The 20,713-nt window shown below is 70.9% G+C and carries 18 protein-coding genes; 5 read left to right on the top strand and 13 right to left on the bottom strand.

Annotated features, from left to right (window positions below; genetic code table 11):
• Positions 1 to 39: 39 nt before the first annotated feature.
• Positions 40 to 1,572 (bottom strand): histidine ammonia-lyase, encoded by a 1,533-nt coding sequence (gene hutH / locus ACPYOG_RS13335; protein WP_481294674.1) that lies wholly within the window; start codon positions 1,570 to 1,572, stop codon positions 40 to 42.
• A 99-nt stretch (positions 1,573 to 1,671) separates the two neighbouring features.
• Here hutH and ACPYOG_RS13330 point away from each other — a divergent pair, with 99 nt between their 5' ends.
• Positions 1,672 to 2,430 carry an IclR family transcriptional regulator gene (locus tag ACPYOG_RS13330; RefSeq protein WP_481294673.1) on the top strand — a complete coding sequence of 253 codons (759 nt, stop codon included), beginning with the start codon at positions 1,672 to 1,674 and terminating at the stop codon, positions 2,428 to 2,430.
• A gap of 22 nt (positions 2,431 to 2,452) precedes the next feature.
• Here the strand turns inward: ACPYOG_RS13330 and ACPYOG_RS13325 are convergent, their stop codons facing one another.
• Complete coding sequence (locus tag ACPYOG_RS13325) at positions 2,453 to 2,926, bottom strand: GNAT family N-acetyltransferase (RefSeq protein WP_481294672.1); 474 nt, start codon at positions 2,924 to 2,926, stop codon at positions 2,453 to 2,455.
• Between the two features lie 168 nt (positions 2,927 to 3,094).
• Here ACPYOG_RS13325 and ACPYOG_RS13320 point away from each other — a divergent pair, with 168 nt between their 5' ends.
• Entirely contained in the window at positions 3,095 to 3,526 is a 432-nt protein-coding gene (locus ACPYOG_RS13320; RefSeq protein ID WP_090040676.1) for an Hsp20/alpha crystallin family protein, read from the top strand.
• 34 nt (positions 3,527 to 3,560) lie between these two features.
• Here the strand turns inward: ACPYOG_RS13320 and ACPYOG_RS13315 are convergent, their stop codons facing one another.
• Positions 3,561 to 4,001, bottom strand: a complete 441-nt coding sequence (locus tag ACPYOG_RS13315; RefSeq protein ID WP_481294671.1) for an SRPBCC family protein — start codon at positions 3,999 to 4,001, stop codon at positions 3,561 to 3,563.
• A 2-nt stretch (positions 4,002 to 4,003) separates the two neighbouring features.
• Complete coding sequence (locus tag ACPYOG_RS13310; RefSeq protein WP_481294670.1) at positions 4,004 to 5,539, bottom strand: phytoene desaturase family protein; 1,536 nt, start codon at positions 5,537 to 5,539, stop codon at positions 4,004 to 4,006.
• A gap of 266 nt (positions 5,540 to 5,805) precedes the next feature.
• On the opposite strand from ACPYOG_RS13310, the gene ACPYOG_RS13305 reads away from it, so the two are divergent.
• Positions 5,806 to 7,911: a DEAD/DEAH box helicase gene (locus ACPYOG_RS13305; RefSeq protein WP_481294669.1), complete on the top strand. Its 2,106-nt coding sequence runs from the start codon at positions 5,806 to 5,808 to the stop codon at positions 7,909 to 7,911.
• Positions 7,912 to 8,111: 200 nt separating this feature from the next.
• Here the strand turns inward: ACPYOG_RS13305 and ACPYOG_RS13300 are convergent, their stop codons facing one another.
• Positions 8,112 to 8,585 carry a MarR family winged helix-turn-helix transcriptional regulator gene (locus tag ACPYOG_RS13300; RefSeq protein WP_481294668.1) on the bottom strand — a complete coding sequence of 158 codons (474 nt, stop codon included), beginning with the start codon at positions 8,583 to 8,585 and terminating at the stop codon, positions 8,112 to 8,114.
• Positions 8,586 to 8,689: 104 nt separating this feature from the next.
• Between ACPYOG_RS13300 and ACPYOG_RS13295 the strand changes: the two genes are divergently transcribed.
• Positions 8,690 to 9,004, top strand: coding sequence for a hypothetical protein (locus ACPYOG_RS13295; protein ID WP_481294667.1), 315 nt, complete (start codon positions 8,690 to 8,692; stop codon positions 9,002 to 9,004).
• Positions 9,005 to 9,022: 18 nt separating this feature from the next.
• On the opposite strand, the gene ACPYOG_RS13290 is transcribed toward ACPYOG_RS13295, so the two are convergent.
• The 8 genes from ACPYOG_RS13290 to ACPYOG_RS13255 form a co-directional block, all read right to left on the bottom strand.
• Complete coding sequence (locus ACPYOG_RS13290) at positions 9,023 to 10,159, bottom strand: enolase C-terminal domain-like protein (RefSeq protein ID WP_481294675.1); 1,137 nt, start codon at positions 10,157 to 10,159, stop codon at positions 9,023 to 9,025.
• Positions 10,149 to 11,978, bottom strand: a complete 1,830-nt coding sequence (locus ACPYOG_RS13285) for a thiamine pyrophosphate-requiring protein (protein ID WP_481294666.1) — start codon at positions 11,976 to 11,978, stop codon at positions 10,149 to 10,151. Before ACPYOG_RS13285 ends, ACPYOG_RS13290 begins: the two co-directional genes overlap by 11 nt.
• Positions 11,979 to 12,050: 72 nt before the next feature.
• Positions 12,051 to 13,682 carry a GMC family oxidoreductase gene (locus ACPYOG_RS13280; RefSeq protein ID WP_481294665.1) on the bottom strand — a complete coding sequence of 544 codons (1,632 nt, stop codon included), beginning with the start codon at positions 13,680 to 13,682 and terminating at the stop codon, positions 12,051 to 12,053.
• Positions 13,679 to 14,404 carry a gluconate 2-dehydrogenase subunit 3 family protein gene (locus ACPYOG_RS13275; RefSeq protein WP_481294664.1) on the bottom strand — a complete coding sequence of 242 codons (726 nt, stop codon included), beginning with the start codon at positions 14,402 to 14,404 and terminating at the stop codon, positions 13,679 to 13,681. The genes ACPYOG_RS13280 and ACPYOG_RS13275 overlap by 4 nt, the downstream gene beginning before the upstream one ends.
• Positions 14,401 to 14,892 (bottom strand): hypothetical protein, encoded by a 492-nt coding sequence (locus tag ACPYOG_RS13270; RefSeq protein WP_481294663.1) that lies wholly within the window; start codon positions 14,890 to 14,892, stop codon positions 14,401 to 14,403. Before ACPYOG_RS13270 ends, ACPYOG_RS13275 begins: the two co-directional genes overlap by 4 nt.
• 140 nt (positions 14,893 to 15,032) lie before the next feature.
• Complete coding sequence (locus tag ACPYOG_RS13265; protein WP_481294662.1) at positions 15,033 to 16,364, bottom strand: NAD(P)/FAD-dependent oxidoreductase; 1,332 nt, start codon at positions 16,362 to 16,364, stop codon at positions 15,033 to 15,035.
• Between the two features lie 4 nt (positions 16,365 to 16,368).
• Positions 16,369 to 18,177, bottom strand: coding sequence for a glycoside hydrolase family 15 protein (locus ACPYOG_RS13260; protein WP_481294661.1), 1,809 nt, complete (start codon positions 18,175 to 18,177; stop codon positions 16,369 to 16,371).
• Positions 18,174 to 18,941: an SDR family NAD(P)-dependent oxidoreductase gene (locus ACPYOG_RS13255; protein ID WP_481294660.1), complete on the bottom strand. Its 768-nt coding sequence runs from the start codon at positions 18,939 to 18,941 to the stop codon at positions 18,174 to 18,176. The genes ACPYOG_RS13260 and ACPYOG_RS13255 overlap by 4 nt, the downstream gene beginning before the upstream one ends.
• A gap of 255 nt (positions 18,942 to 19,196) precedes the next feature.
• Between ACPYOG_RS13255 and ACPYOG_RS13250 the strand changes: the two genes are divergently transcribed.
• Positions 19,197 to 20,570, top strand: a complete 1,374-nt coding sequence (locus ACPYOG_RS13250) for an NAD-dependent succinate-semialdehyde dehydrogenase (protein WP_481294659.1) — start codon at positions 19,197 to 19,199, stop codon at positions 20,568 to 20,570.
• Positions 20,571 to 20,713 lie beyond the last annotated feature (143 nt).

The following is a 20,713-nucleotide window of genomic DNA, read 5'->3' as shown; positions in this document are numbered from 1 at the left end:
TCCGTCGTCGGCAGCGTCAGATGTGTATAAGAGACAGGGTCAGGGGAGGTTCGCGGCGGCGCGGAGGGCGCCGGAGTGGACGAGGGCGTAGGTCGCCTCGATCTCGGGGGAGAGGTGGCGGTCGGGTCCGGGACCCGGGACCCGGGCGCGCAGGGCCGCGATGACGGCGCCTGTCGCGGGGCCGGACTGCAGCGGTGCGCGGAGGTCGGCGCCACGTGCCGCGGTCATCACCTCGATCGCGATCACGCGGGCCAGTCCGTCGATGGCGCGACGGAGCTTGCGGGCGGCCGCCCATCCCATCGACACGTGGTCCTCCTGCATCGCCGACGAGGGGATGCTGTCCACCGACGCCGGCACCGCGAGCCGCTTGAGCTCGGACACGATCCCGGCGGCGGTGTACTGGGCGATCATCAGGCCGGAGTCCACGCCGACCTCCTGCGCGAGGAACGGCGGGAGGCCCTGGTTGCGTGCCGGGTCCAGGAAGCGGTCGGTACGCCGCTCGGACATGCTGGCCACATCGGCGACGGCAATGGCGAGGAAGTCGAGCACGTACGCCACCGGCGCGCCGTGGAAGTTGCCGTTCGACTCCACCCGCCCATCGAGGGTGAGCACCGGATTGTCGACGGCGGACGCCAGCTCGCGCGATGCCACGAGCTCCGCGTGCGCGAGCGTGTCCCGGGCGGCGCCGTGCACCTGCGGGGAGCAGCGCAGCGAGTACGCGTCCTGCACCCGCGTGCACTCCGGTCCCTTGTGACTGGCCACGAGCGGCGAGCCGGCGAGCAGCGCACGCAGGTTCGCGGCCGAGACCGCCTGTCCCGCCTGCGGACGCAGCCGCTGCAGGTCGTCCGCGAACACCGCGTCGGTCCCGAGCAGCGCCTCCACGCTCATCGCCGCCGCGATGTCGGCGTCGGTCAGCAGCCCGTGGAGATCGTGGATGGCGAGAGCCAGCATCCCGAGCATCCCGTCGGTGCCGTTGATGAGGGCGAGCCCCTCCTTCTCGGCGAGGACGACCGGCCGGATGCCCGCGGCGGCCAAGGCGTCGCCCGCGTCGAGCAGCTCGCCGTCGACGCGCACCTTTCCCTCCCCCATGGCGGCCAGTGCGCAGTGCGCGAGCGGCGCGAGGTCTCCGGAGCAGCCGAGCGAGCCGTACTCGTGCACGACCGGCGTGATGCCTGCATTGAGCAGCGCGGCGTAGGTCTCGACCGTCTCCGGGCGCGCTCCTGTGCGTCCCGTCATGAGAGTGGAGAGGCGCAGCAGCATGAGCGCCCGGACGACCTCGCGCTCGACCTCGGGCCCTGACCCTGCGGCGTGGGAGCGGACGAGGCTGGCCTGCAGCTGGGCGCGTCGGTCGGCGGGGATGAATGTGGTGGCCAGGGCGCCGAAGCCGGTCGAGATGCCGTAGTGCGGTTCGGTGTCGTCGGCCAGGGCCTCGACGATGGCGCGCGAGGCGGCGACCTGGTCGAGGGAGTCCGGATCGAGTCCGATGCGGGCGTCGTGGCGGGCGACGGCGACGACGTCCTCGACGCGGAGAGGCCCGGCGCCGACGGTGACGGTGGTCTGTGTCTGGAGCATGGTCCGATCCTCGTCGGGCGCCTGCCCGGGCGCTGCACGCGTAGGCTCAGACGTGTCCGGGATCCCAGACGGACGCGACTGCAGCCGGGAGGTGTGGGGATGAGCAAGGTGCCCGCCGCGGAGAACACCCTCCGCATCCTCGGCTACCTCGGCGCCCAGCGCGGACCGGCGCCCGCGGCCGCGATCGCCGCCGCGCTCGGACTCCCGCGCTCGACCGTGTACCACCTGCTCACGGTCCTCACCGAACACGGCTTCGTGCTGCACTTCCCCGAGGCCCGGCGGTACGGCCTGGGCGTCGCGGCGTATGAGCTGTCGAGCGCGTTCTCTCGGCAGCAGCCGCTCAGCCGTCTCGGCCGGCCCATCGTGGCGGCGCTCGTCGACGCGATCGGCGAGTCCGGTCACGTCGCGGTGCTGCACGGCCGCGACGTGGTCTACATCGTGGAGGAGCGGGCGCCGCGACGACCGCGACTGGTGACGGATGTCGGGGTGCGGCTCCCGGCCCACCTCACCGCGAGTGGCCGGGCGCTGCTCGCGACGCTGCCCCGCGAGCAGCTCCGCGCGCTCTACCCGGACTCCGACGCCTTCGAGGACCGCACCGGCTCGGGTCCGCATTCGTACGCCGAGCTGCGCCGGGTCGTCACCGAGGCGCGGGAGCGCGGTTACGCGACCGAGGACGGGGACGTGACGCCCGGCTTCGCGTCCGTCGCGGTATCGGTCCGCGATCACGCCGGCTGGCCGGCGGCCGGAATCGCGGTGACCTTCCCGCGCGACAGCATCCCGCCGGAGCGATGGGATGCGCTGGCAGCGCATGTGCGGGATGCGGCCACCGAGTTGTCCCGTCGCATCCGCGGCAGCTGACGCCAGCGCGGGGGAGAACCGGCTACCGGGCGGGCACGCCCAGCGGCTTGGCGTAGCAGAGGGAGTCGGGGCCGTCGACGTACTGACCGAAGTTCGGGATGCGCTGGTAGCCCGCACTTTCGTACAGCGCCATCGCGGCATCGTGCAGGGTCCCCGTCTCCAGGCGGAGCTCGGGGATGCCGGCCTCCCGGGCGGCCCCTTCGACCGCGGCCAGCAGGGCGCGCGCGACCCCCTGACCGCGCGCATCCTCGTGCACGAACATCCGCTTCAGTTCCGCCCAGTCGGGGATGGCACCGACGACCAGCGCCGCGATCCCGAGCGCGCGGCCGTCGACCCGGGCGACGAACACGGTGACACCGGGCTTCTCGAGCTCGGAGACGTCGAGCAGGAAACAGTTCTCGGGCGGGTACAGCGACAGCGCGAAGGCGTCGCTGAGCCGCAGCAACTCCACGATGTCCGGCTGGCGGGGAGGCTCGGGTCGGATCTCGGTCCGCATTCCTCGATGCTAGCCGGGCGGTCGTCCCACCGCACGCGCGGCAAGACTTGCGTACTCGATGCTCGCAAAACATTGGCACTCTCCGCCAAGAGTGCTAAAATCTGTGGCCGAGAGAGAGGCATAAAGGCCCTCTCACCAGCTGATTTCGACAAGAGAGGGGTACATCTGATGGCCATGTCGTTCGATCCTTTCTCCCAGTTGGACCGGATCGCACAGAGCGTCTTCGACACCAGCCGCCAACCGCGCGTGATGCCGGTAGACCTGTTCCGCGAGGGCGACCGCTACATCCTGAACGCCGACCTCCCCGGCGCCGACCCGGCCTCGGTGGATGTGGATGTGGACGGCCACCTGCTCACCATCCGCGCGGTGCGCAGCGGCGCCGAGCGCGAGGGAGCCCGGTGGCTTGCACAGGAGCGGCCCTCCGGTGCGTACATGCGCCAGTTCACGATCGGCGACGACGTCGACCCGGACGGCATCACCGCGACCTACGACAACGGCGTGCTGAGCGTCATCATCCCGGTGGCCGAGCGCGCGAAGCCGCGGAAGATCTCGGTGGAGTCCTCCGGCGAGCACCACGCGAAGGCGGTCTCCGCCGGGTAGGGGTCAGGACTGCGAACCCGGCGAGGGCGCGTCGTCAGGCGGCGGCGCGCCCTCGCGCCACCCACTCCAGGCGGCGCAGAGCCTCCGCGTTCCTCAGGTGCAGGAGGGAGTCCGCGAGCACCCCGGGGAGGCGCGTGACCGCTCCCGAGTACGGGTACTCCTCCATCCGCACGATGCAGCCTCCCCTCCTCGGCTTGACGTCGATGATGACCCGCTCGGTGCCGAACGGCCGCGTCTTCGCCTCGAGCACCACCCGCCGCGGCGGGTCCCAGACGTCGACCCGGGTCTCGTCGTTCAGCACGAGGGGCCACACCCCGACGGAGTGATGCAGGCGGGAGCCCTCGGCGGGATAGCGGCGATCGGCGGCGCGCAGGCGCGAGGCCCCGACGACCCACGTCGGGTACACCCACGGGTCGGCGAGGACGGCGAACACCTGATCCGGCGTGCAGGTCATCAGGCGGACGTTGACGGACATGGTCACTGCTCCGGGAACTCGGCGGGATAGAGGGGATCGGCGGTCGCCGACGGTGGCGCGAACAGCTGGTCGGGCGCAGGCGCGAGGTCCGGCATCCGGGTGAAGCCGAACTCGTGGCGGAGGGCGCTGCGAGCGGCGTAGTAGCCGCTGAGCCCGTGCACGCCGGGTCCCGGCGCGGCGGAGGACGACGCGAGGTACAGCCCCCGGCCGGGCATGCGCCACGGCTCGCTCGAGAAGACGGGCCGCGCGACGAGCTGGATGAGGTCGGGCGCACCGGCGGAGATGTCGCCTCCGCGGTAGTTCGGGTCCTGCTGCTCCATCTGGACGGCGTTCTTGGTCGAGGTGCCGATGATCAGATCGCGGAACCCCGGCGCGAACTGCTCGATGCGACGGATGATCGCCTCCGTGCGGTCCTCGGTGGAGCCGCGCGGAACGTGCGTGTACGTCCAGAGGACATGCTTGCCGGCGGGAGCGCGGGACGGATCGAACAGGCTCGGCTGCGAGAGCAGGACGTAGGGCGGATCGGACTGCCGGCCGGCGGCCACCGCCTGTTCCGCGCGGGCCACGTCCGAGCGCGAACCTCCGAGGTGAACCGTGGCCGTCTCGTACAGTTCGGGATCGGTCCACGGCACCGGGCCGGAGAGAGCGAAATCCGCCTTGAACACGCCGTTGCCGTCGCGGAACCCGGAGATGCGGCGCAGGTAGCCCGGGGACAGGCGGTCCTCGCCGAGGCGGGCGGCATCCTTCACGTGTGTGTCGAAGAGGACGACCCGCGAATCCTGGAGTTCGGCGAGCGACTCGACCGGCACATCCGCCACGATCTCCCCGCCGTGCGTCCGCAGGTCGTCGACCATCGCCTGCGCGATCGACCGGCTGCCGCCGACCGGGACCGGCCAGCCGCGCGCGTGTGCGTAGGTGGCCAGCGTGAGCCCGGCCGCCGCGCCCGCGAGGCTGGGCAGCGGGACCGTCGTATGGGCGAACGTCCCGGCGAGCAGCGCACCAGGCGCCTCCGTCCGGAAGGGCAGGTCCCACCACGGCCCGCCCTGGGCGAGAGCGGAGAGCGCGAAGCGGGCAGCGACCAGTGGATGCCGCGGTAGCTGAAGCAGCTGCGAACCGGTGAACTGGGCCACGGCATCCGCCTCGCGGACCAACGGGCCGAAGAGCGCACGCCACGTGGGCCCGTCGACGCCGAGACCGTCGGCGGTCCGTTCGAGGTCGCGGTACGCCATTGCGACGTGCCCGCCCTCGAGAGGGTTGCCGTAGGAGGCCGTCGGAACGATGAACGGCACCCGCCGCTCCAGCCCGAACCGTCGGAAGAACCCCGATGCGAGGGCGAGGGGATGCACCGCCGAGCACACATCGTGGAGGAATCCGGGAAGGGTCAACTCCTCGGTTCGCAGGCCGCCGCCGACCGTCGCGTTACGCTCGTAGACCCGGACGGAGAGCCCGGCTCGTGCCAAGGTGACAGCAGCGGACAGCCCGTTCGGGCCCGATCCGATGACGACGGCGTCGAGCTGTTTGCTGGCGGAGGCGCTCATACCTCCCTGTATACCCCGCCGCTCCCCGCGTTCCGATGCCGATCAGCAGCCCGTTCTCAGCGTCCGTGCACTAGTGTTGGCAGGTCGGCTCTTGACACTGCGCGTTCTGCGCGGATGGGTTTGTCAGTCAAGCGGGCCGGTTCCCTACCCGATCAGCGGTATGGATCACACAATCGTGAACGGCCCCGGACACAGATCGCCCGGGAATCATACGGTGCGCTGCGGCGTGCCGCCGCGCACTCGACATGAACCCAGGAAGAACATCCATGCCCGGTTACAACAAGGACCGACGATCGCAGCCCTCCGGTGCTGCACCCAAGAGCGGCAGCAGGAGCCCCAGCCACCGCGGCTACCGCGCCGAGGAGCCGGCGGCTGCCGGCAAGAAGGCCCGCTGGAGCACCGAGGACCGCGCCGCGCGCGGTCGTGCCGTCTACGGCACCCGCGACGACAACGCCGGCCGCGGCCGTGGCGAGCGCCCCAACTGGGAGCCCCGCGGAAAGGATGCGCGCCGCACCGAGCGCGTGTGGGAGGAGCGCGCTCCGCGAGACGACCGTCCCCGTCGTGACAGCGACGACCGTCCGCGCCGGTCGTATGACGACCGTGCCGACCGTCCGCGTGGTGACTTCGGTGCCCGCACCGACCGTCCGCGTGGTGACTTCGGTGCCCGCACCGACCGTCCCCGCCGTGACGCCGACGACCGCCCGCGTCGCTCGTTCGACGACCGTGCCGAGCGTCCCCGCCGGGATGACGACCGTCCGCGTCGCTCGTTCGACGACCGTGCCGAGCGTCCCCGCCGGGATGACGACCGCCCGCGCCGTTCGTTCGACGACCGCGCCGAGCGTCCTCGCCGCGATGCTGCCGACCGTCCGCGTCGTGACTTCGGCGACCGGGCCGAGCGTCCGCGCCGTGACGCCGACGAGCGTCCCCGCCGTTCCTTCGACGACCGCGCTGAGCGTCCGCGCCGCGACTTCGCTGAGCGCACCGACCGTCCCCGTCGTGATTTCGCTGACCGCGCCGAGCGTCCCCGCCGCGAGTACGACGACCGGCCGCGCCGTTCCTTCGACGATCGCGCCGAGCGTCCCCGTCGTGACTCCTCCTTCTACCCGTCGCGCGACGAGAAGCCGGCCTTCACCGCCGGTGAGGACGTCGTGCTCGAGCGACTCGAGGCGGACGCCATCCAGGCCGATGACGTGGTGGGCGTGACCTTCGCCGACCTCGGCTTCGGTGGCAACGTCGTCCGCGCCCTCGCCGAGCTCGGCGCTGACAAGCCGTTCCCGATCCAGGCCGCCACCGCCCCGGACGTGCTCGCGGGCAAGGATGTGCTCGGCCGCGGCCGCACCGGCTCCGGCAAGACCATCGCCTTCGGCGCGCCGCTCGTCGAGCGCCTCATGCAGCTCTGGGCCGACCAGGGCAAGTCGGGCGGCAAGCGCCAGCTGGGCCGCGCTCCCCGTGCGCTCATCCTGGCCCCGACCCGTGAGCTCGCCCTGCAGATCGACCGCACCGTGCAGCCGATCGCGCGCAGCGTCGGCCTCTTCACCACGCAGATCTACGGCGGCGTGCCCCAGGCCCGCCAGGTCGGTGCGCTGCAGCGCGGCGTCGACATCATCATCGGCACGCCCGGACGCATCGAGGACCTCGTGGAGCAGGGTCGCCTCGACCTGAGCGAGGTTGCGGTCACCGTCCTCGACGAGGCCGACCACATGTGCGACCTCGGCTTCCTCGAGCCCGTGCAGCGCATCCTGCGCCTCACCTCGGCGGGCGGCCAGAAGCTCCTCTTCTCGGCGACCCTCGACTCGGGTGTGGCGCAGCTGGTCAGCGAGTTCCTCGTCGAGCCCGCCGTGCACGAGGTGGCGGGCGAGGACCAGGCGTCCTCGACCATCGACCACCGTGTCCTCGTGATCGAGCACCGCGACAAGGGCGCGATCATCGAGCAGCTCGCCGACCGCGACGGCAAGACCCTGGTCTTCACCCGTACGCGCGCCTTCGCCGAGATGCTGGCCGACCAGCTGGACGACGCCGGCATCCCGGCCGTCAGCCTCCACGGAGACCTCAACCAGTCGCGCCGCACGCGCAACCTGGCCCAGCTCACGAGTGGCCGTGTCAACGTCCTGGTGGCGACGGATGTCGCCGCGCGCGGCATCCACGTCGACGACATCGACCTGGTGATCCAGGCGGATGCTCCGGATGAGTACAAGACCTACCTGCACCGCTCCGGCCGCACCGGCCGCGCCGGCAAGCAGGGGACGGTCGTGACCCTCATCCCGAAGCAGCGTCAGCGCCGTATGAACGAGCTCCTCGACCGCGCCGAGATCGAGGCGGACTTCGTCCCCACCGCCCCCGGTGACGACCTGCTCCTCACCCTCGTGCCGTAACACCGCTCAGCTCTGAGCGCAGAAGGACCGTCCTCGACACTTCGTGTCGGCGACGGTCCTTCTGCATTTCCGCCGGGGCGTATCGAAGGAGATCGGGTGTCGAATCTCCTTCGAATGGCAGTAGTGAAGGAGATTCGAACGGTGTTCGTTCGAATCTCCTGCACAAGCTGGAGCAACATGAAGGCCGGGATGGCGAGGCGTCAGTCGGCGGCGGGCGGGACGAGGGTGAAGCGGCCGTCGTCGGCGGGTGCGGCGCCGGCGGCTCGCGCGAAGGCGTCGAAGGCGCGGGCGGCCGCCGCGCGGGAGGGTGTCGGCATGGCGGCCAGGACGTCGGCGATCGCCTGGCGCCGGTGGTCGATCACCCGCTCCACGAGGCTCCGGCCGTGTCCCGTCAGGTGGAGGCGGACGTAGCGTCGGTCGGCGGCGTCCCCCTGGCGTTCGACGAGTCCTGCCCGGACGAGCTTCTCACTCAGGCGGGTCGCATTGGATGCGTGGATGCCGAGCTCGGCGGCGACGTCGCCCGGCGTGCGCGGGCCGTGGGTGGCGATCAGCACGAGCACCCGCAGTTGCGGCGACGTCACGACGTCCTCGACCTCCATGACGGAGCGTGCCGCGACGCGCATCAGCACGTCGGCGGCTCCCAGGGCGGCCTCGATCTGTTCGTCATTGCTCACGTGTCTTTTCTACCCCGAATCCGTTGCGGTAGTGCAATAGCTGCGCATCCATGGTTCTGCGCGTCGATCAGTGGGATAATTGCGCCATCGCAAACAAGGAGGCGATGACCATGGTCCAGGAGAACGGACGGGACGGGCTCGAGGGCCGCTACACCCAGGTGGACCCGGAGACTCCGGAGCCACGGGGAGTCCACGGGCAGTACACCGAACACGACGGGGTGGGGCCGGAACCCGACATCGCCGGCACCTACATCGGTGCGGAGCGGGACGGGCACGAACCGCTGGTCCGCAGCACACACCAGCGCATCGGCAACTACCCGAAGGCCGAGCACGAGCCGACCGAGCACGAGCACACGCACACCAACGAGCACGGGCACGAGCACGGGCACAAGCACGGCCACACCGAGAACGAGAAGTGACCCGCCGAGACCACCGCGTCATTCAGCGCGGTCGCTGAACGTATCGACCCGGTAGGGTTCCGCATCCGCCTCGCGGAAGGCGAGCCCGTGCCCCGGCGCCGATCGGTCGGGCACCAGCGACCCGTCCCGCAGAGCCGGAACCCCGTCGAAGAAGATCCGCTCGATGCGCACATGGTCGTGGAAGTACTCCACGTTGATCGCGACGTCCTCCGCCGCCGCGACCGAGGCGTGCAGCGCCGGCGCGGTGTGCGCGCTGAGCGGCAGGCCGAACGCCTGCGCGAGGACCGCTGCAGCGCGGAAGCCGCTGATCCCGCACCGTGTCGCGTCCGCCTGGAGCACATCCACGCATCCCGCCGTCAACAGGTCGCGGAAGTCGGCAGGCACGTACCCGTACTCGCCGGCGGCCACGCGGATGGGCGCGGGCACCCGGTCGCGCAGCAGGCGGAGCCCGTCGCGGTCGTCGCTGGAGACGGGCTCCTCGAACCAGGTGACGCCCTGTTCCACGAACCGCTCGGCCAGCGCGAGAGCCTGCTTCCGTTCGTAGGCCCCGTTGGCATCCACGAACAGCTCGACCCCGTCACCGATAGCCTCTCGCGCCACCGTGACCCGCCGCAGATCGTCCGAGGGATGCGTCCCCACCTTCATCTTCACGGCCCGGATGCCGTCCGCGGCCCACGAACCCAACTGATCCGTCAGCTCGGCATCCGTGTAGTCGGTGAAGCCGCCGCTCCCGTACGCGGCGATGGTGTCGTGCGCTCCGCCGAGGTACTGCGTGAGGGACACGCCGGCGAGGCGGGCGGCGAGGTCGTGCGCCGCCACATCCACCGCGGCGACGGCGCTGGCGCCCACTCCCGGCCACCCGGCGTTGCGGACCGACCGTGCCATCGCCCAGAACGTCCTCGCTGTGTCGCGGGGATCCGCTCCGAGGACGACCCGGGACAGCACGTCCCGGACGATCCCGAGCGCCGACGGAGACGTGTACGCGTAGCCGAGGCCGGTCTCCCCGCCCCCGCTCAGCCGGACCACGAGGACGCCGGTGCTGCTCCAGGTGATCGTCCCGTCGCTCTCCGGACGCTCCTTCCCTCCGGTCGCCGTGGGCACCAGGTACGCGTCCGCGGCGATCGAGTGGATGCGCGACCCGCCGTCACTCGTCATCGTCACCGCGATCCCGGTGGAGGGCGTTCTTGACCCGCTCGACGCCCTCGGTGACCAGCGACGTGGCCGAGTCCTTGATCACTTCGAAGCCGTCCGGGTCGCCCTTCAGCAGGGCGAACGCCGTGTTCTTGGCGAACTCGGCCGTGATGTGCGGCGGCAGCGGCGGCACGTTCTTGCTGGTGTGCGCGTCGATCAGGGTGACACCGCGGTGAGCGAAGGCCGCGTCCCAGGCGGCCTCGATGTCATCGTCGCTCTCGACCGTGATGCCGTTGAACCCGAGCAGACGCGCCCAGCCGGCGTAGTCGACGGACTCGACGTCCTGCGAGGTGGACCACACCGGATTGGCGTCCTCCGTCCTCATCTCCCACGACACCTGGGTGAGGTCGTCGTTGTGCAGCACGAGGATGATGAAGCTCGGATCGCTCCACCGGCTCAGGTACTTCTTGATCGTGATCAGCTCGTTCATCCCGAGCATCTGGAAGGCGCCGTCGCCGATGGTGCAGACCACCGTGCGGTCCGGGTACGCGAATTTCGCCGCCTCGGCGTACGGCATGGCCGCGAGCATCGTGGCGAGGCGGCCGGACAGGTCGCCGCGCATCCCGTCGCGGAGCCGGATGTGCTGGCCGTACCAGTCGGCGGTCGTTCCGGCGTCGGCGGTGACGATCGCACCGGCGGGGAGGCGCTTGTTCAGCTCGTAGTACACCCGGCGCGGATTGACACCGTCGTCGTAGGCCTGCTCGGCCTGGGCGGCGAGCTCGTCCTCCCAGTCCCGCATCTCCGCTGCCGCCTTCTCCTGCCAGGAGAGGTCCTCCTTCTGCCGGAGGAGGGGGATGAGTTCGGCCAGCGCGGTCTTCACATCGGCCCAGATGCTCAGCTCGGTCGGGTAGCGGACGCCCAGCTGCTCCGGCCGCAGGTCGATCTGGATGCCGCGCGCCTGCCCGGTGGCGGGCAGGAACTGTCCGTACGGGTAGTTCGTACCGAGGAGCACGAGGGTGTCGCAGTCCTTCATCTGCTCGAAGCTCGGCCGCGAGCCGAGCAGCCCCAGCTGCTGGGTGTGGAACGGCACATCGGAGGGGACCACCTGCTTCCCGCGCAACGTCGTGATGACGCCGGCGCCCGCCAGCCGGGCCGCCTCCAGCACCTCCTCGGTCGCACCGTTCGCCCCGTGGCCGACCAGGAAGGTGACGCGCTCGCCGGCGTTGATGATGTCCGCGGCGGCCTGCAACTGGTCCGGGGGCGCGGCGAGGGCGGTGGATGGAGCGACCGCACTGGAGCGCGAGACCCACATCTTCTTCCCCGGCTCGACCATCTCCTCGCCCTGGATGTCGTGCGGGAAGATGATCACGCACGGCTGCAACCGCGTGATCGCGATGCGGAACGCCGCATCCACCACCGCCTGAGCCTGCGCCGGCGACACGATCGTCTGCACGTAGGCCGCGACGTCCGAGAACGTGCGCTCGAGGTGGCTCTCCTGCTGATTGGAGGTGCCGAACGCGTCCAGGCCCTGCTGGCCGACGATCGCGACGACCGGCTGGTTGTCCATCTTCGCGTCGTACAGCCCGTTGAGGAGGTGGAATCCACCGGGACTCGACGTCGCGATGCAGACGCCCACCTCGCCTGTGAACTTGGCGTGCGCGGTCGCCATGAGGGCCGCGATCTCCTCGTGCGTCGGCCGGATGTACTCCAGGCCGTCGCCCTCCCGCTCAGCCTTCCCCAGCGCGCCGTCGAACTCCCCGATGCCGTCGCCCGGGAAGCCGAACACCCGCCGGACACCCCACTCGCGGATGCGGCCGATCACGAATTCACTCACCGTCGTCATGTGTCTCTCCTCGTCGCTTCGTGTGTTCGTTTCGCGTGTTCACCGGCCATCCAACCCTCGGCTCGCGCCGGGTCAACGCCCGGGGCGTTCCAGCAGCCGGTCCGCGGCGCGCGCGGCCACCGCCATGATCGTGAGGGCCGGGTTCGCGCTGCCCTGGGTCGGCAGCACGCTGCCGTCCGTGATCAGCAGGTTCGGGACCGCGAAGCTCCGGCAGTCGCGGTCGACGACGGCCTGCTTCTCGTCGTCGCCCATCCGTGCGCCGCCCACGAGGTGCGCATAGCGCTGCACGGTCATGGTCTCCTGCGCGCCCGCGGCCTCCAGGATGCGCTCCATCGTGGACTGCGCCGCCGCCGCGAGCGCGCGGTCGTTGTCGCACTGCGAGTACGAGAAGTGGGCGACCGGCAGACCGTAGCGGTCCGTCTCGTCCGCCAGGGTCACGCGGTTGCCCGGCTGCGGCAGGAACTCGCACAGCGCGCCGAGGCAGGCCCAGTGCACGTAGTCGGACATGTACCGGCGGAGGTCGGCGCCCCAGTGACCCTGCGCCATGACGTGCTCGGCCCAGGTGATCGGCAGCGGCGACACCGTCTGGATGGAGTACCCGCGCTTGTAGGGCTTCGTCGGGTCCGTCTCGTAGAACTCCTCGGTGCTGACCTCGGGCGGCGGCCCTTTCCACATCCGGATCTCCTGCGGGAAGCGCCCGGCGGTCTGCGGTGCGCCCTGCACCATGAGGTAGCGCCCGACCTGATCGAAGTCGTTGCACAGTCCGTCGGGGAAGCGGCGCGACGTCGAATTGAGCAGCAGCCGCGGGGTCTCGATCGAGTACCCGGCCACCGCGACCATCCGCGCCCGCTGGAACCGCGGGACGCCGTCGCGGAAGTAGTGCACGCCGGTCGCCCGGCCGGTCCTCTCGTCGAACTCGATGGATGCGACCATGCTGTCGGCGCGGATCTCGGCTCCGTGCTCGAGCGCATCCGGGAGGTGCGTGATCAGCGGAGACGCCTTCGCATTCACCTTGCAGCCCTGCAGGCAGAAGCCGCGGTAGATGCAGTGCGGGCGGTGCCCGAACCGGCCGTTCGTGATCGCGACCGGGCCGACCTTCGCCATGATGCCGGCCGCCTCGGCGCCGCGCTGGAAGATCTCGCCGTTGCCGGAGACGGGATGCGGAGTGTGCGGGTAGCGGTGGGGATCGCCCCAGGGCCAGTCCTCGCCGGCGACCGGGAGTTCGTTCTCGATGTCCGCGTAGAAGGGGGCGAGCTCGTCGTAGGCGATGGGCCAGTCCGCGCCGACACCGTCGTTCGTCCGGGTGCGGAAGTCGCTCGGATGGAAGCGCGGCACGTAGCCCGCGTAGTGCACCATGGAGCCGCCGACGCCGCGGCCGGAGTTGTTGGAGCCGAGGGGGACCGGGTCGTGGCCGCCGATCTGGCGGGGCTCGGTCCAGTACAGGTGGTGCGATCCGGCCTCGTCGCTGACCCAGTCGCGTTCGGGATCCCAGAACGGCCCGGCGTCGAAGGCGACCGCGCTCCAGCCCGCGCGCGCCAGGCGCTGCAGCAGCACGGAGCCGCCGGCGCCGCAGCCGACGATCGCGATGTCGACCTCGTCGGTGTCGGCGAAGCGCCGCATGCCGTCGATCAGGTCCGGGCGGGTCCGCGATCCATCGGGCGTGAGCAGCCAGGCGGAGGCGTTCCTCTCGCGGACCGCGTTCACGAGCCGGCCTCCGGTCCGGGGCCGGGACCCGGCGCACCCGGGCGTTCCGGGCCCTCAGCGGCCGGCCGGGTCGACGGCACGGCCTCGGGATGCGCGTCCGCGACCTCGAACGGCTCCCGCTTGCCGACGCCCAGGTTCTTGTACCCGCGCGGGTAGGCGGGTCCGTCGAAGCCGATCTCGTCCCACGCGTCCGGGTGGCTGTAGAAGGCGGTGCACGCGTAGCGCGTCCACAGGCTCCACACCTGCGCGCGACGGTAGCCATGCCAGTCGCCGTCGCCGCTCTGCACCGCGTTCATCAGGGCGTGCCTGCTGTCCCGGTCGCAGTCGGCGAAGGACCGGCCGTATGCCGCCTGGGCGTCCTCGTCGAGCGCCGCGAGCGTCCCGTGCCACGCGTCGCCGTCGGCGGGCATGCTGTCGTAGTGCCAGCCGTCGCCCTGGCTCTCGGCGAGTCGCGCGTCCACCATCGCCGTGACGGGGACGCGGTCCTCGCCCCGCTGGTCGAGCACCTCGTCGAACAGGGCGGTGACGGTCGCCTGCTCGTGGAGGTCGAAGAATCGGATGTCGGCGGGACGGCCGATCCGGGCGAAGACGACGGAGGTGGTGGCGTCGTCCCAGGTGTCCGCCTGGTCGAGCACGCGGAAGCCGGGGAAGCGGTCGGGCACGTCGGCTCGCCCCTGCGTGGGCGGCGTCGTCTGCCGGGTCGCCCGGGGCGTCGTCGTCACTTCTCGCGCCTCAGGATCGCGGCGAGCAGGCCCATCCCGCCCACCATCGTCACCAGGAGCGGCGCGAGCAGCGGCGGCCCCATCTCGAGGTTGTAGGGGAGGTTGCGCCAGCCGCCGGGCTTCTGGCCGATTCCCCTGGCGTGAAGCCACGTGCCCTGGATGCCGTTGGCGACGATCGTGGCCGCGGCGATCGGGAGGAGGGTCTTCGCGGCCCGGCGGCTGAAGACGCCCGCGATGCCGGCCGCCGCCCCGACCGGCCCCAGCACGATGGGCGCCCACATCCACGGATCGCCGAAGCTGGCCTTGTCGTGCTCGAAGTAGATCTCGCCCGCGGTGACGAGGGAGCTGACCGCGGTCAGTCCGGAGAGGGAGCGCTCGAAGCGGCCGGTCTCGACGTTGCGGACCAGCCGGTCGATCCCGTGGACCGTCTGTGCGGCCTCCCGCCGCACCCGTACTCGTGCCCGTCCTCGTGCTCTGCGCCGGCCCACGCGACCTCCTCGATCATCCATATGTTTGCGTCACCGCAAGCGTTCCACCATCGCCGGGGCGGGTGAACCCCTGTCAGTGGCTTTCCCAGGGGCCTTTCATCCCGCCCGGTCCGGATCGGTCCGGACCGGTGGCCCGGCCGTCACTCGCGGGACTGCGCCTCCGCCGCCTCCCGGAACCGCCCGCGCGGGTCCAGAACCGTGCCGACGGGCGCGGTGTCCGGCGGCGTGAGGCCGTTGCCGATCCAGCCGAGGACGAGCCGGAGGCGCCGCGCCGTGCTCGGCAGGGCGATCGCGTGGTACAGCTTGTCGATCGCCCACGCCGGGAGGCCGCGCAGCGGGATGCCGCGGACGATGGCGGCGCCGCGCATCCCGCCGTAGCTCGCGAGCGTTCCGAGGGTCTTGTGGCGGTAGTCCAGAGGCGGGCTCCCCTCGAGCGCGCGGCGGAGGTTCTCGGCCAGCACCCGCGCCTCCCGGATCGCGTTCTGCGCGTTCGGGGGATAGTAGGCCGGCTGCTTCTGCGCGGTCAGGTCCGGCACCTGCGCATCGTCGCCGAGCGCCCACGCCCCGTCGAGCGGCGTTCCGTCGTCCCGGACCGCCTGCAGGCTCGCGTTGCACTGCACGTGGCCCTTCGGGCCGCGAGGCACATCCGCCCGGGCGAGCACCGGGTTCGGCGTGACGCCCGCCACCCAGACCAGCGTGTCGGTGGGATAGGTCTCCCCGCTGCTGAGGACCACCTCCCCGTCCTCGCAGCTCTTCATCTCCGTGTGGAGCAGGACCTGGATGCCGCGGCGGCGCAGCAGCCGGAGGGTCCAGGCGGACAGCTCCGGGGTGAGCTCCGCGGCGATCCGGCCGGCGGCCTCGACGAGCAGCCACGTCATCCGCTCCCCGTCGAGCTCGCGGTAGCGCTCGAACTCCGCGGCGGCGGTCCGCTGCAGCTCGGCGATCGCCTCGACGCCGGTGTACCCGCCCCCGATGAAGACGAAGGTCAGCGCGCGTTTCCGCTCGGCCCGATCGGCGGTGGCCGCCGCGAAGCGGATGCGGTCGAGTACATGGTCGCGCAGGTAGGACGCCTCCTCGACGCTGGAGAACCCGATCGCGGTCTCGGCGAGGCCCGGGATGGGAAGCGTCCGGGTGACCGCGCCGAGCGCGAACACCACGTGGTCGTACTGCAGCGGTCGCTGCGTCCCGTCCAGGGTCCGGACGACGGCGACCTTCGCCCCCGTGTCGACGGACTCCAGCGACCCGGACACCACCTCCGCATGCTTCAGCGGGCGCCGGAGCGGCACCACCGAGTCCCGTGCCAGAGTCTCGCCTCCGGCGACCTCCGGCAGCAGCGGTTTGTACGTCAGGTAGGGCTCCGGCTCCACCACCGTCAGCCTGAGACGGTGGGCGGCCGCGTCCCGGCGGAGGCCGCGGGCGAGGGTGAAGCCCGAGAACCCGGCGCCGAGGATGAGGATGTTCGGTTCTGGCATCTGCTCAGTCCTTCTGGTTCGCGATGGGGATGCGGTCCTGCGTCGTCGCCACTCCGCCCGAAAGCAGGTGGAAGGCGGCGCGGACCAGGGCGAAGTGGCTGTACGCCTGCGGCATGTTGCCGAGCTGGCGCGAGGCATGCGGGTCCCACTCCTCGCTCAGGAGCCCGAGATCGTTGCGGAGGCTCAGCAGGCGTCCGAACAGCGTCTCGGCCTCCTCCCGCCGGCCGGCCCCGATCAGGGCGTCGACCATCCAGAAGGAGCAGGCGATGAACACGCCCTCCTCGCCGGGAAGGCCGTCGTCGCTGCGTTGCGGCCGGTAGCGGAGCACCAGCCCGTCGTCGGTGAGGTCCTTCTGGATCGCATCGATGGTCCCGACGACGCGCGGGTCGTCCGGGGGCAGGAAGCCGACCCGGGGGATGAGCAGGAGGGCCGCATCCAGGTCGGTCGAGCCGTAGGACTGCACGAAGGTGTTCCGTTTGGCGTTGTATCCGTTGGCCAGGATGTCGCGGCGGATCTCGGCGCGCAGCCGCTCCCAGCGACGGACGGGACCGGCGAGTCCGAACTGCTTCGCCCCCTGGATCATGCGGTCGACCGCGACCCACGACATCACCTTGGAGTGGGTGAAGTGCCGGCGGGGGCCGCGCATCTCCCAGAGACCGTTGTCCGGCTCCCGCCAGATCGTGGCGAGGTGCTCGACCAGCGCACGCTGCACGTTCCACGCGTCGTCGCCCGCGCCGATGGTCGCGCGGGTCAGGGACAGACCGTCCAGCACCTCGCCCCACACATCGAGCTGCAGTTGATCGGAGGCCGCGTTCCCGAGTCGGACGGGCCGGGAGTCGTCGTAGCCGTCGAGCCACTCGAGGGATTCCTCGGGGAGCCGCCGGCGCCCATCCAGGCCGTACATGATGCGCAGATCCGCCGGGTCGCCGGCGACCGCCCGGAGCAGCCAGTCCCGCCAGGCCACCGCCTCCTCGGTGTATCCCGCCGTGAGCAGCGACTGCAGGGCGAGAGTCGCGTCGCGCAGCCAGCAGTAGCGGTAGTCCCAGTTGCGCGGGCCTCCCAGCTGCTCCGGGAGGGAGGTGGTCGGCGCCGCGACGATGCCGCCGGTCGGCGCGTAGGTGAGCGCCTTCAGGGTGATTAGCGAGCGCTGGATGGCGTCCGTGTGCGGTCCGTACGCCTTGCTCTGGGCGCTCCACCGGGTCCAGAACAACTCGGTGGCGGCCAGCGCCTGCTCCGGATCCGCCGGGGTCGGCCGCGGCTCGTGGCTGGGGAACCAGGTGAGGACGAAGGACACCCGGTCCCCCGCCTCGACGGTGAACTCGGCGACCGTTCTCTCGGCGCGGCCGGCCAGGGGGACGTCCGTGGTGACGAGCACCGCGTCCGGACCGGCCACCGCGTGGATGCCGCCCTCCGTGCTCGTCACCCACGGGGTGACGTGCCCGTAATCGAACCGGAAGATCAGCTCCATCTCCATCTCGACGACGCCCGAGACGCCCTCGACGATGCGCACCAGGTCGGCGGCATGGTCGCGGACGGGCATGAAGTCGATGATGCGCACCTGTCCGCTGGCCGTCTCCCACTCCGTCTCGAGGATCAGGGTCTCGTCGCGGTAGCGGCGCCGGGTGCACCGGCCGGACCCGGCGGGCGCCAGCCTCCAGCGGCCCGCCTCCTCGCTGCCGAGGAGGGCGGCGAAGCATGCGGGGGAGTCGAACCGCGGCAGGCACATCCAGTCGATGGACCCGTACGCAGACACCATCGCCGCGGTGTGGAGGTCGCCGACGATGGCGTAGTCCTCGATCCGATTCGTGGTCATAGACCCACGCTGCCGTGCATGATGCCGCCGTCCACGAACACGGTCGTCGCCGTCATGTACTTGCCGCCGTCCGAGACGACGAAGGCGACGACGTCCCCGATCTCTTCAGGGTCCGCCACGTGACGCAGCGGGATGGAGTTCTCCAGCTTCTGCCGGAGGGAGTCGTCCTTCATGGTCTGCTCGTTGATCGGAGTGTTCACGGCGCCCGGCGCCACACTCACCACCCGGACGCCCTGCGGCCCGAGCTCCACTCCGGCGGTGCGGGTGAGCATCCGCATCCCGCCCTTCGACACGCAGTAGGTCAGGTTGCCGGGCATCGGCCAGTCCTCGTGCACCGACGAGATGTTGACCACCACCCCACCCGAGCCCTGGTCGATGAAGCGCTTCGCGGCGCGTTGGGTGCCGAAGACGGCGCTCTTGACGTTGACGGCCATCACCTTCTCGAACGTCTCCTCGTCCAGCTCGAGGAGGCTGTGCCGCTTCTCGATGCCGGCGTTGTTGACGAAGGCGTCCAGCCGGCCGAACCGGTCGACCGCCGTTCCGATCAGCTTGTCGATGCCGGCCACGGTCGTCACGTCCGCCTCCACTCCGACGGCCCGGCCGCCCCCGGCGGCGATGTCCTTCACCAGATCGGCCGCGTCCTCCGGCTGCGCGACATAGTCGATGACGACTGCGGCGCCGGCCGCGGCGAGGGATCGGACGATGGCCGCCCCGATCCCGGTGTTGCCGCCGGTGACGATCGCGACCTTTCCATCCAGTTCCACGAGCACCTCCTCGAATCAGCCGCGGTGAACGCCGCGGGTGCCGCCCATTGAACGCTGCGTTTGCGTAAAGGCAAGGATGCTGCGAGGGCCCGCAGATTCGATCCAGGCGGTGCGGAAGCGCTGTACGCCGTGTCGAGGGGAGGCGATCCATGTAGACGAGGTGGCGATCCACAGTGGCCTCGCACGACGTATTGTCATGTTGGGCGAGTCCCCGTTCGCGAGGCCGGCCCCGTTTCAGCGAAGAAGAGGAGCGCCATGAGCTACGCCGTGACCAACCCCGCCACCGGCGAGACGGTCAAGACCTTCGACACCATCAGCGATGCCGACCTGGACGCGGCGATCGCCGCGGCGGACGACGCCTTCCGCAGCTGGTCGCGATCCACCACCGTGCAGGAACGGGCAGCCCTCATCCGGCGCGTCGGGGAGCTCCACGCCGAGCGCCGCCAGCAGCTCGCCGACATCATCGTGCTCGAGATGGGCAAGCCGGTCGAGCAGGCGCTGGCCGAGGCCGACTTCGCCGGAGCGATCTACGAGTACTACGCGGACCACGCGGACGAGTTCCTGCAGGACGAGCCCATCCGGCTGCTCGACGGCGACGGCTCCGCGATCATCCGGCGCTCGGCGCTCGGCGTGCTGCTGGGCATCATGCCGTGGAACTTCCCGTACTACCAGGTGGCCCGCTTCGCCGGCCCGAACCTCGTGATCGGCAACACCATCCTGCTGAAGCACGCGGAGCAGTGCCCGGAGTCGGCGGCGGCCATCCAGCAGATCTTCCTCGACGCCGGATTTCCGGAAGGCGCCTTCGTCAACATCTACGCCAGCCACGAGCAGATCGAGAGGGTCATCGCCGACCCGCGGGTCCAGGGCGTCTCGCTGACCGGTTCGGAGCGCGCCGGCGCGAAAGTCGCCGAGATCGCCGGACGCAACCTCAAGAAGGTCGTGCTCGAACTGGGCGGCTCCGACCCGTTCATCCTGCTCTCCACCGACGACCTGGATGCGGCCGTGCAGAACGCGGTGGATGCGCGCCTGGACAACAGCGGCCAGTCCTGCAACGCCGCCAAGCGGTTCGTCGTCATCGACGAGCTGTACGAGCCGTTCCTGGAGAAGTTCACGGCGAAGCTGGCAGAAGTCGAGGCGAGCGACCCGACCTCCGAGGACTCGGCTCTCGGCCCGCTGTCGTCGCTCCGCGCCGCGGAGACCCTCGACGAGCAGGTCAAGCGCGCGGTCGAGAACGGCGCGAAGCTGGTCCGCGGCGGCGGTCGCAACGGCGCCTTCTTCGAGACGACCGTGCTGACGGAGGTCGCGCCCGGCAACCCGGCCTCCCAGGAGGAGTTCTTCGGTCCGGTCGCGCAGGTGTACCGCGCGAAGGACGAGGACGAGGCGGTCCGCATCGCGAACGACACACCCTTCGGCCTGGGCTCGTACCTTTATACGACCGACAAAGAGCAGGCCTCGCGCGTGGCCGACCGGATCGAGGCCGGCATGGTCTTCGTGAACGTCGTCCTCGCCGACAGCGCGGAGCTGCCCTTCGGCGGGGTGAAGCGCTCCGGCTCGGGCCGGGAGCTGGGCCGTTTCGGTGCGGACGAGTTCGTCAACAAGAAGCTCATTCGCGTCGGCAACGACTGGTAGCCCTTTCCCTCCTGTTGCTCCCGACATTCGTCACGAATGTTGCCTTCGACGCCGTCGGAGTGCACATTCGTGACGAATGTCGCAGGCGGCGGATGCCTGCTTTCGCGCGGTCCGGCGGAGGTCGTTGCAGAACGGGGGTGAGT

Source organism: Leifsonia sp. HAY1-4F, assembly GCF_056755275.1.
Note: the sequence above shows the minus strand (reverse complement) of the source record. Positions and strands in the feature narration are given on the sequence as shown.